Origin of the sequence: Chitinophaga pollutisoli (assembly GCF_038396755.1) — a bacterium.
In the GTDB taxonomy this organism is placed as follows: Bacteria; Bacteroidota; Bacteroidia; order Chitinophagales; family Chitinophagaceae; genus Chitinophaga; species Chitinophaga pollutisoli.
Window position 1 is genome coordinate 3,783,962 of record NZ_CP149822.1, and the last position, 11,498, is coordinate 3,795,459.

Sequence of the window (11,498 nt, forward strand, 5' to 3'; positions counted from 1 at the left end):
TTATTGTAAATTACTTATTCACAAAAGATTTTCCAACCGGCACTTATGCATATAATAAAAAATGTTAAAATGCCGTTTGGGATGGCAAAAGTAAACATAACTCCCAATTTTTATTATTTTCGCTCCTAAACTATAGACGAATGGCTCAACCAGGGAAACTGTCAGCAAAGAAATCGAAGCCTTCTTATATATATTCGATCATCGGGGTGACCCTCGTGCTCATCCTGCTGGGTGTGCTGGGTCTTTTCATGATCAATGCCAAGAATCTCAGCGAGTATTACAAGGAAAATATAGAGCTGCAGGTGATCCTGCGCGATAATGTAAAGGAAGACCAGGCGCTTTCCCTCCGCGATTCCCTGGCAGTGATGCCTTATGTGAAGAAAATCCAGTATGTGTCGAAGGAAATGGCGGCGGAGAAGTTCAAACGGGAGAACCCGGAGGAGAATTTCGCCGTGCTGGGCTTCAACCCCTTGTATGCCAGTATTGACATCAGCCTGTACGCCCGCTACGTGCAGCCCGACAGCCTGAAGGCCATCGAGCAGCAGATCCAGGCGCGTTCCACGGTGCGGGAGCTGTATTACCAGAAGTCGCTCGTTTCCGAAGTACTGGAAATCGCCAAGAAAATCGGGATCGTATTGCTGGTGATCAGTGCGCTAATGGCCATCGTGGTACTTTTCCTGATTGATAATACCATCCGCCTGGCCATGTACAGCAACCGCTTCCTCATCAAAACGATGCAGATGGTGGGGGCTACGCGATGGTTCATTGCCAAGCCGTTCGACAGGCGGAGCATCATCAACGGCGGTATCAGCGCAATTTTGGCTATCGCCTGCCTGATCGCCCTGATTTATTTTTCGGAATCCGCCCTGCCGGGCCTCCGGGGGATGCGCGATTATTGGCTGACGGGGCTCCTGTTCCTGGGGCTCATCGTGCTTGGCATCGGTATTTCCCTCCTGAGCACCCACCGCTCCGTGATGAAATACCTCAAACTGAAACTCGACGATTTATATTGATTCAAACTTAATCTACCGATATGTCTAAAGAAGTCAGCAAACCGTCTACCTCCAAATCCCTCTTCGGGAAAGGCAATTACCAGCTCATGCTGGCAGGCGTGGTCCTGATCGTGATCGGGTTCCTCCTGATGATGGGCGGCAGCTCCGACGATCCCACCCGCTTTTCTCCGGAAGAAGTGTACAGCTTCCGCCGTATCACCCTGGCGCCCATCGTGATCCTCCTCGGCCTCGCCGTGGAAGCCTGGGCCATCATGAGAAAGCCGAAAGCCTGATTTTAAACACCGTAACCCGAATTTTTAATCATAGCGATGAAACCCTCATCGCTTTCTTTATTTGAATATGAGCACCTTAGAAGCCGTTATTATAGCCATCATCGAAGGATTGACCGAATTCATCCCCATTTCCTCCACCGGCCATATGGTCATCGCCAGCAGTATCATGGGCATCAACGAAGACGAGTTCACCAAGCTCTTCGAAGTCGCCATCCAGTTGGGAGCGATTCTCGCGGTGGTGGTGCTGTACTGGAAAAATTCTTCGATTTCGGCAAATGGCAATTCTACCTGAAACTCATTTTCGGTGTGATGCCGGCGCTCATCATGGGTTACCTCTTCTCCGACCAGATCGATCTCTGGCTCGAAAGCCCCCTCATTGTAGGCATCTCCCTGCTGCTGGGCGGCTTCGTGCTGCTGTTCGTGGATAAATGGTTCCGCAACCCCACCATCACGTCCGACGAACAAATGGATTATTTCCGCGCCATCCGCATCGGCCTTTTCCAGTGCATCGCGCTCATCCCCGGCGTAAGCCGCAGCGCCGCCACCATCATCGGGGGCATGCAGCAAAAACTGACCCGCCACGCCGCAGCTGAGTTCTCCTTCTTCCTCGCCGTGCCCACCATGGCCGCAGCCACAGGGTACAAACTCCTGAAACACCACGAAATCCTCACCAGCTCACCCGATAATATCCGCCTGCTGCTCATCGGCAACGTAGTGGCATTCATCGTGGCGATGCTCGCCATCAAATTCTTTATCGGGACATTGCAGAAGTTCGGTTTTAAAATGTGGGGCTATTATCGCATCGTGGTAGGCATCATCATTATCGCGACCATTTATTTACATCGTTAATATATCAACAACAAATCCCTTGTCATGAAATCATCCCTTTACCTCGTCATGGCATTGTTGCTGTTCATCAGCCCCGCGTTCGCCCAACAGCAATACGTGCCCGCCACTATTATTTTCCCTTCGGGCGACAGCCTCGCAGGCGAAATGGATTACCGCAAATGGGACGCGGAGCCTCTGTCCGTCAATTTCCGCCACAGCGGCGCCGTTACCAATTATTCCGCGGATAAGCTGTCCGGTTTCCGCATCCACGAAAACAACGAAACGTATACATCCATCCATACCAAACTCGATATCACCAACGAAACCGTTGAGTATCTCTCATCCGATCGCCCGCGGGAATTCGCCGAAGGCCATTTTTTCTACCGCATCATGCTGCAAGGCCCCATTCAATTGCTGCTGTATACCGATAAAAGGATGCGCCAGCATTTCGCTATCCGCGACCAGGATACCGTGCTGCACCTCATCCGCGAATCGCGGTATATCAGCAACCCGGAATCCGTATTTAACGGAAAGCTCCAGGTGCTCAACTATTTCCGTCAGCAACTGACGCTTTACATGGGCGACTGCAAAACCAAAACCAACTATGATGCGCTGGATTACCGGACAGATCAACTCACCAGAGCCATCCTGCGATACACCGCCTGCAAACTTCCCGGAACGGTTGTGGAAGCGCCTAAAAAAGATAAGCACATGCGTGCGATGTTTGGCGTAATGGCCGGTGGATCATTCAATAGTTTTAAATTAACCGGAGAGCATATGGTGGCGAGGAACAGTATCAAGGGCAGTGTTTCCCCGACGTTCGGCATGTTCCTGGACCTGCCGCTTTCACGCCGCCGCCAGCAATTTTCCCTCAATACGGAGCTGGTATATGATAACATCAAATTCCAGAGCGACGGCAAGCGCGATAAAGTAGATGTGAACTTCAATTACATGAGCCTCCAGGTGCTGCTCCGGTACACTTATCCGCTCGGCCAGCTGCGCCCTTATATCAATGGCGGCATGGGGCTGATGGCGAAGGTGGGGAAAGGAACCGATATTTATGGACGCGAGGGCAACTACACTACCACGGATGCTTTGGGCGGAGGCAGGCAACTCACCATGCCGATTGTTGCCGGTCTGGGCGTGCGATATCAAAGATTGAACGCGGAACTGCGAATCAAACCGTCTTATGCGATCGAAGATTACATTTTGTTGAATGCCAGGACCAATACCATGCAGGTCCTCGTGCGGTATATTCTCCGCCAGTAACAGGGCGTGATGATATTGGAAAAAGGCTGACCGGAATGGTCAGCCTTTTTTTATCCTTTCACGGCGAGGAGGAGTTCAAGGTCCGTGTATTTGAGCTTGAATTTTTCGCTGAGGTGATAATTGGTGAGTGCGCCTTTGTACAGGTAAATCCCGTTCCTGACGCCACGCTTGATCCAGACGAGGTTTTCGAACCCGCCGTCGTCTGCCGCTTCGATGAGCAGCGGCATGAGCACGTTGCTGATGGCCTGCGACGCCGTACCGGCAAACCCCGACGGGATATTGGGCACGCAATAATGGATGACGTCGTATTTTTTGAAGACGGGATTTTCGTGCGTGGTGACTTCAGATGTTTCGAAACAACCGCCGCGGTCGATGCTCACGTCCACGATTACGGAGCCGGTTTTCATATTGCTTACCATCGATTCGCTGACTACGATGGGCGTCCTGCCGCTTTGGGAGGAGAGGGCGCCAACGGCCACGTCGGCCGTCCGCAGCTGATCGGCGAGCACCCGCGGCTGGATCACGGAAGTGAAAACGCGGACGCCGATGTTATTCTGGAGCCTTTTCAGTTTGTAAATGTTATTGTCGAACACTTTCACGGAGGAACCGAGCGCCAGCGCAGTTCTCGCGGCAAATTCGCCCACGATCCCCGCGCCGATGATCACCACTTTCGTTGGCGGGATCCCCGTGATGCCACCCAGCAGGATTCCCTTGCCGCGGCTGCTCGTACTCAGGTATTGCCCGGCGATCAGCATCACCGCGGATCCCGCGATTTCGCTCATGGCGCGCACGATGGGATAAGTGCCGGAATCGTCTTTCAGGTTTTCGAAAGACAGCAGCGTGATGCGTTTATCCATCATCTTCTGCAATTGCTCCGCCCGTAACATGGATAAATGTATCGGGGAAATAACGATCTGGTGCGGGTGCAGCAGCTCGATCTCTTCGTCGTTCAACGGAGCGGATTTAACGATAATGTCGGCTTTGAAGACTTCCTTCTTGTCATACACGATTTCCGCGCCGGCTTCCGAATAGTCGGTGTCGTAAAAATGCGAACCGTCGCCCGCTTTGTGTTCCACAACGATGTGATGCCCGTGGTTTGACAGGATGCTGACCGCGTCGGGCGTCAGCGCGATACGGTTTTCCTGGAAAGACGTCTCCTTCGGTATCCCGATAAAAAGGCGGGAATTCTTTTGCGGGATGTCCAGCGTTTCTTCGAGCGGTGAATACGTAAAACCGGCACTCACAACAGGTTTTGGCCTATGCTCCATAATTAATGACAGTTGTATGTTAGGGTCGCTTTCAAAGTTACGTTTATTATTGCAGGGAAGGATGGAATTCCCCCGGATGGGCAGAACCTGCCACCAGATTACGTTGCTGGCCCGGCGTAACGGAAAGGTAAATATGTACGGTATCTGCGGGCAGGATGTCGTTCACCACGTCGGGCCATTCCACGAAAGAGATGGCGGAGGGGTGGTACAGGCAGTCTTCCACGCCGGCTTCCACGGCTTCTTCGAGATTTTTGAGACGGTAGAGGTCCAGGTGGTAGATGATCCGGTCCTGTTCGCGGCCGTCTTTATACCTGTACTCGTTGATGATGGAAAAAGTGGGGCTGGCAGTGGCGCCGTTTACGCCTTTGGCTGCGCAGAGGGCTTTGATGAAGGTGGTTTTGCCCGCCCCCATGTCGCCGTTGAGCGCGAAAACGCGCGCTTTGGGGAAGTTGGCCCAAAACTGGCGGGCTGCTTCCGGTAAATCTTCCAGAGAAAAAGTCAATTTCATACGTGTTTCCCTTATCGGAGCATAAATTTAGCGATTCCCGGCCACTTAAGGCCGTTTTATAGTGTTTTTCAAGGGTTTGACGGCGGGGTCGATATGGGAAAAGCAAGGATGTTGCAATAATCGGCAGTGTTTGGCGAAATGCTGCGCCGAAAGCCCGGAAGCGCGCTGTAGGTGCGGAAATAGCACCGCTGTTGCATTAAAAACTGCTGGGTTTGCGGGCATTCGGTGGTAATTTTACGGTATGGAAACGATCAGTTGCAAAGTTAAGGGCATGAATTGCTCCAGCTGCGCGCTAACCATCTCCAAATACCTCGAGAATAAAGGCATGGAAGATGTGGCGATCAGCGTGGCCACGGAAGAATTGCGCTTCAACCTCCCACAGGGGGCTGACGCGGAGGAAGTGATCAACGGCATCAATCATCTTGGGTATGAAGTGGTGCTCCCCGGTGCGGAGGCCCGCCGGCAGCCTTTCTATGCCACCCTTACCTTCCGGTTTATTTTCTGCGCCATCTTCACCACCCCGCTGCTGCTGCATATGATAGTCAGCTGGCACTGGCTCCATAACCCCTGGGTACAATTTTCCCTCACTTTACCGGTATACGTCGTGGGCATGACTTGGTTCGGGCAAAGCGCCTTCCGCTCGCTGCGCAACGGCGTCGCCAATATGGACGTGCTCGTGACCCTCGGCGCCACCGCTGCCTTCGCCTACAGCCTCATCGGCGCCCTCCAGGGCCTCGGGGAAGATTACCTCTTCTTCGAAACCACCGCCGCCATCCTGACGCTCGTTTTCCTGGGGAACCTCCTGGAAGAACGTTCCGTCAAATCCACCACCACGGCCATCGCGGAGCTGGCGCGCCTGCAACATACCACCGCCCGCCGCCTGCATGTGCACGAAAACGGCGAAGAACATATCGATGAAGTCGACAACAGCGCCCTCCGGCCCGGCGACCGCGTGCTCGTTAACACCGGCGATAAAATTCCCATGGACGGCACCATTTACTGGGGCTCCGGTCACGTCAACGAATCCATGATCACCGGCGAAAGCGCGCCGGTAGGCAAGCAGGAGAAAGATAAAGTCATCGGCGGCACCATCCTGGAAGACGGCTCCATGAAAGTTTACATTACCGCCACCGGGAAAGACACGGTGCTTTCCTATATCATCGACCTCGTAAAACAGGCCCAGGGCAACAAACCGCCTATGCAAAAGCTGGCCGACCGGATCAGCGCCATCTTCGTGCCGCTGGTGCTGGGAATCGCGGTGCTGACGTTCCTCGGCTGGTATTTCATCGGCGGCACTGAGCTGCAGGTAGCCATGATGCGGGCGATCGCCGTGCTGGTGATCGCATGCCCCTGCGCCATGGGGCTCGCCACGCCTGCAGCAGTGATGGTAGGGCTGGGAAGGGCCGCCCGCAACGGCATCCTCATCAAAGGCGCCAACACGCTCGAACAGTTCCGCAACATCCGCCAGATCGTGTTCGACAAAACCGGCACCCTCACTACCGGCAAACTCAGCATCGGCCAGTGGAAAGCCATCGGTATCGATGACGATACCTTCCGTTCGCTGGTTTTTAGCCTCGAAAAATATTCTTCCCACCCCATCGCACGCTCCATTACCGCGGCATGGAAAGGTACGCCGGAAACCACGATCCGCCAGGTGCGCGAAGTGAAAGGCCTCGGCATGCAGGCCAGCGATAAAGAAGGCAATGAATGGAAGCTGGGATCGTATCTCATGGCCCAAGACCTGACCAACGACGATTCCCATAACATCTACCTCCTCAAAAACGGCGCCCTGGCCGGCTGGCTTGATTTCACCGACGAGCTGCGACCCGAAGCGAAAACCGTTATCGGAAGCCTTAAAAACGCCGGCATCCGCACCATCCTCCTCAGCGGCGACACCACGCGCAAATGCCGCGAAATGGCGGCTGAACTGGGGATCGACGCATGGTTCGCCGAGCAGTCGCCTAAACAAAAGCTGGAGAAAATCGACGCGCTCATGCAGGAAGATCCCACCGCGATGGTCGGCGACGGCATCAACGACGCGCCGGCGCTGGCAAAGGCGACTATCGGGATCTCACTCTCCGATTCCACGCAGGTGGCCATGCAGAGCGCGAACGTGATCCTGCTGAACAACCATCTCGGCGCGCTCCCGCTCGCCATGGGGCTGGGCAAACATACCTATCTTACCATCAAGCAAAACCTTTTCTGGGCCTTCATTTACAACGTAGTAGCCATTCCCGTGGCCGCGCTCGGTTTCCTGAACCCGATCGTGGGCGCGCTGGTAATGGGCCTGTCCGACGTTGTATTGGCCATCAATTCCGTGCGCCTTCGTTTCAAGCGTGTAAGCCATTAAAAATTGTCGTTAATTCGTATATCGAAATCCGTTCGTGAATGATATACTGGTTAGACCTCATTGGCACTTTTGTGTTCGCCATTTCCGGTGCGCTGGCAGCCTGGGACAAGAAGATGTACCACGATATTTTCGGGGTGAGCTTCACCGCCTTCGTGACTTCCATTGGCGGCGGCACCATGCGCGACCTCATCCTGGGAACACGGCCGGTTTGGGTGAACGACTCGCGATACGTGATCGCCATCGTGCTCGGCGTAGGGGTTACGATCCTTTTCCGCGCGCGGTTCCTGCGGTACCGCCGTTCCATTTTCCTGTTCGACACGCTGGGCATCGGATTTTATACCGTAATCGGCCTGCAGAAGGCGCTGGCGTTCGGGGTGCATCCCTGGGCCGCGGTCATACTCGGGATGATCTCGGCCATATTCGGCGGGGTGATCCGCGATATGATGGTGAACGAAATCCCGCTCATCTTCAGCCGCCAGATCTATGCCACCGCCTGCCTCGCCGGCGCGGCGCTGTACATCGGGCTCCGGCATCTGGGCGTGGACCAGGACTGGAACATGGTGGCCAGTATCATTCTTGTAATCACAATCAGGCTCACAGCTTTGCGGAAAGGCTGGTCGTTGCCGTACCTGGAGAAGCAATAATACATGTCTACGGCACAATCGATATTACATAAATACTGGGGCTATCACGCTTTCCGGCCCATGCAGCAGGAAATCGTGGAGTCCGTGGCGTCGGGGAACGATACTTTGGCACTGTTGCCTACCGGCGGTGGGAAGTCCATCTGCTTCCAGGTGCCCGCGATGATGAAGGAAGGGCTTTGCCTCGTGGTGACGCCGCTCATCGCTTTGATGAAAGACCAGGTCGAAAACCTGAACCGCCGCGGCATTCCGGCTTTTGCGATTTATGCGGGGATGATGGCGAAAGATGTGGAAAAAGTGCTGGCGCTGGCGCGGGAAGGAGAAATCAAATTCTTGTACGTGTCGCCGGAAAGATTGCAGAGCCGCCGCTTCCTGTGGTATTGCGAAGTGCTGCCCGTCACGCTGATCGCCGTCGACGAGGCGCATTGCATCTCGCAATGGGGCTACGACTTCAGGCCCGCCTATCTGCAGATCGCCAATATCCGCGACCAGTTCCCCAACGCGCCCATCCTGGCGCTCACCGCTTCCGCAACGCCCGCCGTACAAAAGGATATCTGCATCCAGTTACAACTCCGCGCACCGCATATCTACATCAAAAGCTTCGCCCGCGCGAATCTTTCGTATAGCGTGCTGGAAGAAGAAAGCAAATCCCTGCGCATCAAAAACATCCTCGACAGGGTGCCCGGCACTGCCGTGGTGTATTGCCGCAACCGCCGGCAAACGCAGGAACTGGCAGCGCTCCTCACTGCACAGGGAATTTCAGCGAATTATTACCACGCCGGGCTTTCCAACGAAGAACGCAACAACCGCCAGGCCGCCTGGATCGGCAACGAAACGCGCGTGATGGTATGTACCAACGCCTTTGGCATGGGCATCGACAAGCCCGACGTACGCCTCGTTATCCATGCCGACGTGCCCGACAGCATCGAGGCCTACTACCAGGAAGCGGGCCGCGCCGGCCGCGATGAACAGAAAGCCTTCGCCGTATTGCTTTACACAGCCAACGATCTCGAACAAATGAAAGTGCGGCTGGAACAGCAGTTTCCCGATCTAGACACCATCCGGGAAGTCTTCCAGTGCGTGGTGAATTACCTCCAGGCACCCGCCGGCGGAGTGGAAGGCGTGTATTTCGATTTCGATTTCAATGAATTCGTACAACGCTTCAAACTCAATGTGGCCGTGGCGCACAGCGCGATCCGCATCATCGAGCAGGAGGGCGTCTGGCAACTCAGCGAAAGCGTATACATGCCTTCCAAAGTCGAATTCATCACCAACCGCGAAACGCTCTTCGAATACGAAACCATCAATCCCCGGCTCGACCAGCTCATCAAGTCCATGCTGCGCACCTACCAGGGCATTCTGGATTTCGCGGTCCCCGTTTTCGAAAAGCAAATGGCCCGCATCCTGCGCTGTACCGAAGATGAGATCATCGATAACCTCCAGCAGCTCCACCGGCAGGCTGTTATCCGGTATTATCCGCGGAAAGACAGTCCCCAGTTATCTTTCCTGCAGGAGCGCCCCCGCGCCCAGCAGCTCCGGATCGATATGGAGCGCCTCGCGCAACGTAAGAAAGTCATGGAAGCGAAGATCAACGCCATCACGCGCTATACGCAGAACGCCGACGAATGCCGCACGCGCCAGTTGGTACGTTATTTCGGGGAAAAAGACGCCGAAAAGTGTGGTGTTTGCGATGTGTGCGTGAAAGAAAGCAAAGGGAAACTGAAGCCTGGGGAGTTCGGCAAAGTTGCCAAAGCGATCCTCGCGGCGCTGGGAGAAAGAACGAGCGTGCCCGCCCTCATGCAAAAACTCGACGCAGAGGAAAGCAGGATCCTGGAAACCCTGCAATTCCTCATCGCCGAAGGGCTTGTGCTGCGCGACGGAGACGGGTTCCTCATCGCGGCAAAGCCCTGAAATATTATAATGTTACCACGCGGCGTTCCTTACTGCTGAGAGCGCCCGCTTCAATTACCTTCACCACATTCAATCCTTCTTCCGGTGTAACGGGATTGGCTTTTCCTTCGCGGATGGCGGCGTACACCCCTTTGTAGAAATCAAGGTAATTGCCGTTGCCGCCAGGCAGGAATTCTTTTCTGATGATCCCGTCGGCTTCGGTGTGGAGCAGGCCCCATTCTGCCGGTGCTTCCGCGCCCCAATCCGGTGTATCGGGCAGCACGCCTTTCATGAGCAGCGCTTCCTGGATGTCGGATTTGCTTTTGATGAAAGAACCTTTGCGGCCGTGCAGGATGTAGGCCGGGAGCGCTTCCTTCACGAGATAGCTGGATTTGAGGCGTACCCGTAAGTTGGGATAATAGAGCAGCAGTTCGAAGTAATCGTCTACCACGGAGTCTTTCCGGATGATGCGAATATCGCCGAACACCGCTTCGGGCATGCCGAAGATGGTCAGCGCCTGGTCGATCAGGTGGGAGCCGAGGTCGTAGAGCACGCCAGTGCCGGGCGAAGCGGCTTCTTTATGTTTTTTATAGCTCAGTTCTTCCTTGAAGCGGTCGTAGTGGAATTCCACTTCCAGCACATCGCCGATGAGCCCTTCTTCCACCACTTTCCGGACGATCTTGTAATCGCTGTCGTAACGGCGGTTTTGGTATACGATGATGCGTTTTTTCTGTTTTTTCGCCAGTTCGATCAGTTCTTCTCCTTCGGCGGAATTCACGGTGAACGGCTTTTCCACGACTACGTGCTTCCCCGCGAGGAGCGCGGCTTTGGTGTATTCGTAGTGGGAGTAGTTGGGGGTGTTAACGATGATCAGTTCGAGCGCGGGATCGTTGATCATGGACATCACGTCCGGGTAGATCTTCACGTAGGGATAGCGTTGCTGCGCGAGGTGTTTGCTGCGTTCAGTAACGGCCGTCAGTTCGAAGCCGGGGTGCACATGCAGGAAGGGCGCGTGGAACGCGTATCCGCTGTGTCCGTAGGAGCAAAGTCCGGTCTTGATGGGTGTTGACATATCTTCAGTTGTTTTTTTTCGTATCGTCGAAATGCTTTTTAAGATAGTTCTCGGTATTGACAATGACAACGGCCGCCGGAACGATGCTGAACAGCAGCGGCAGCACGATCACCCATACTTCGGGCACATAGGTCAGTTCCACATCGCTGGTGAGCCATACGGGAATACACAGCGCCAGCACCACCATTCCCGCGTTGCGCATCTGGCGGGAGGAATACACCTGCGCCGCATCCCACGCTGCCTGTGACCGCATCGAGCGGCGGCTGCGGTAACCGTAAATGGGATTGATCTTTTTCGGCGGGAACTTCCCGAAGATGTATCCCATGATCGTAAAAATCAGTCCTATCAAAAGAATGATCAGCACCATAAATTTTGCTTTTGAATTGA

12 protein-coding genes are annotated in these 11,498 nt (G+C 54.6%); 8 read left to right on the forward strand and 4 right to left on the reverse strand.

Translation table 11 applies throughout. From position 1 onward, the window contains the following. Nucleotides 1–140 precede the first annotated feature (140 nt). The 5 genes from WJU16_RS15920 (at nt 141) to WJU16_RS15940 (ending at nt 3,382) form a co-directional block, all read left to right on the forward strand. Nucleotides 141–1,013, forward strand: coding sequence for a permease-like cell division protein FtsX (locus WJU16_RS15920; protein ID WP_341834473.1), 873 nt, complete (start codon nt 141–143; stop codon nt 1,011–1,013). Between the two features lie 20 nt (nt 1,014–1,033). Then, on the forward strand, nt 1,034–1,285 hold the full coding sequence (locus WJU16_RS15925; protein ID WP_341834474.1) for a DUF3098 domain-containing protein: 252 nt from the start codon (nt 1,034–1,036) through the stop codon (nt 1,283–1,285). A gap of 67 nt (nt 1,286–1,352) precedes the next feature. Then, nucleotides 1,353–1,577, forward strand: coding sequence for an undecaprenyl-diphosphate phosphatase (locus tag WJU16_RS15930; protein WP_341834475.1), 225 nt, complete (start codon nt 1,353–1,355; stop codon nt 1,575–1,577). A 17-nt stretch (nt 1,578–1,594) separates the two neighbouring features. Beyond that, nucleotides 1,595–2,134 (forward strand): undecaprenyl-diphosphate phosphatase, encoded by a 540-nt coding sequence (locus tag WJU16_RS15935; protein ID WP_341834476.1) that lies wholly within the window; start codon nt 1,595–1,597, stop codon nt 2,132–2,134. Nucleotides 2,135–2,158: 24 nt separating this feature from the next. Next, entirely contained in the window at nt 2,159–3,382 is a 1,224-nt protein-coding gene (locus tag WJU16_RS15940) for a hypothetical protein (protein WP_341834477.1), read from the forward strand. 50 nt (nt 3,383–3,432) lie between these two features. On the opposite strand, the gene WJU16_RS15945 is transcribed toward WJU16_RS15940, so the two are convergent. Then, the gene (locus tag WJU16_RS15945) at nt 3,433–4,650 is read right to left on the reverse strand and encodes an alanine dehydrogenase (RefSeq protein ID WP_341834478.1); all 1,218 of its coding nucleotides are present in this window, start codon (nt 4,648–4,650) and stop codon (nt 3,433–3,435) included. A 46-nt stretch (nt 4,651–4,696) separates the two neighbouring features. Further along, nucleotides 4,697–5,158 carry a tRNA (adenosine(37)-N6)-threonylcarbamoyltransferase complex ATPase subunit type 1 TsaE gene (gene tsaE / locus WJU16_RS15950; RefSeq protein WP_341834479.1) on the reverse strand — a complete coding sequence of 154 codons (462 nt, stop codon included), beginning with the start codon at nt 5,156–5,158 and terminating at the stop codon, nt 4,697–4,699. Between the two features lie 241 nt (nt 5,159–5,399). Here tsaE and WJU16_RS15955 point away from each other — a divergent pair, with 241 nt between their 5' ends. The 3 genes from WJU16_RS15955 to WJU16_RS15965 are packed head-to-tail and all read left to right on the forward strand — an operon-like array spanning nt 5,400 to nt 10,060. After that, a complete protein-coding gene (locus WJU16_RS15955; RefSeq protein WP_341834480.1) occupies nt 5,400–7,508 on the forward strand; it encodes a cation-translocating P-type ATPase in 2,109 nt (702 codons plus the stop codon). A 38-nt stretch (nt 7,509–7,546) separates the two neighbouring features. Further along, complete coding sequence (locus WJU16_RS15960; RefSeq protein WP_341834481.1) at nt 7,547–8,152, forward strand: trimeric intracellular cation channel family protein; 606 nt, start codon at nt 7,547–7,549, stop codon at nt 8,150–8,152. Nucleotides 8,153–8,155: 3 nt separating this feature from the next. Beyond that, nucleotides 8,156–10,060, forward strand: a complete 1,905-nt coding sequence (locus WJU16_RS15965) for an ATP-dependent DNA helicase RecQ (protein ID WP_341834482.1) — start codon at nt 8,156–8,158, stop codon at nt 10,058–10,060. A 4-nt stretch (nt 10,061–10,064) separates the two neighbouring features. Here WJU16_RS15965 and WJU16_RS15970 read toward each other — a convergent pair whose 3' ends face one another. Then, on the reverse strand, nt 10,065–11,111 hold the full coding sequence (locus WJU16_RS15970; protein ID WP_341834483.1) for a Gfo/Idh/MocA family oxidoreductase: 1,047 nt from the start codon (nt 11,109–11,111) through the stop codon (nt 10,065–10,067). A 4-nt stretch (nt 11,112–11,115) separates the two neighbouring features. Beyond that, nucleotides 11,116–11,478 (reverse strand): SdpI family protein, encoded by a 363-nt coding sequence (locus tag WJU16_RS15975; protein ID WP_341834484.1) that lies wholly within the window; start codon nt 11,476–11,478, stop codon nt 11,116–11,118. Nucleotides 11,479–11,498 lie beyond the last annotated feature (20 nt).

Excerpts from the sequence above, each read along its gene's own strand:
- WJU16_RS15920 (WP_341834473.1), top strand. The coding sequence starts at position 141 with ATGGCTCAACCAGGGAAACTGTCAGCAAAGAAATCGAAGCCTTCTTAT.
- WJU16_RS15925 (WP_341834474.1), top strand. The coding sequence starts at position 1,034 with ATGTCTAAAGAAGTCAGCAAACCGTCTACCTCCAAATCCCTCTTCGGG.
- WJU16_RS15930 (WP_341834475.1), top strand. The coding sequence starts at position 1,353 with ATGAGCACCTTAGAAGCCGTTATTATAGCCATCATCGAAGGATTGACC.
- WJU16_RS15935 (WP_341834476.1), top strand. The coding sequence starts at position 1,595 with ATGCCGGCGCTCATCATGGGTTACCTCTTCTCCGACCAGATCGATCTC.
- WJU16_RS15940 (WP_341834477.1), top strand. The coding sequence starts at position 2,159 with ATGAAATCATCCCTTTACCTCGTCATGGCATTGTTGCTGTTCATCAGC.
- WJU16_RS15945 (WP_341834478.1), bottom strand. The coding sequence starts at position 4,650 with ATGGAGCATAGGCCAAAACCTGTTGTGAGTGCCGGTTTTACGTATTCA.
- tsaE (WP_341834479.1), bottom strand. The coding sequence starts at position 5,158 with ATGAAATTGACTTTTTCTCTGGAAGATTTACCGGAAGCAGCCCGCCAG.
- WJU16_RS15955 (WP_341834480.1), top strand. The coding sequence starts at position 5,400 with ATGGAAACGATCAGTTGCAAAGTTAAGGGCATGAATTGCTCCAGCTGC.
- WJU16_RS15960 (WP_341834481.1), top strand. The coding sequence starts at position 7,547 with ATGATATACTGGTTAGACCTCATTGGCACTTTTGTGTTCGCCATTTCC.
- WJU16_RS15965 (WP_341834482.1), top strand. The coding sequence starts at position 8,156 with ATGTCTACGGCACAATCGATATTACATAAATACTGGGGCTATCACGCT.
- WJU16_RS15970 (WP_341834483.1), bottom strand. The coding sequence starts at position 11,111 with ATGTCAACACCCATCAAGACCGGACTTTGCTCCTACGGACACAGCGGA.
- WJU16_RS15975 (WP_341834484.1), bottom strand. The coding sequence starts at position 11,478 with ATGGTGCTGATCATTCTTTTGATAGGACTGATTTTTACGATCATGGGA.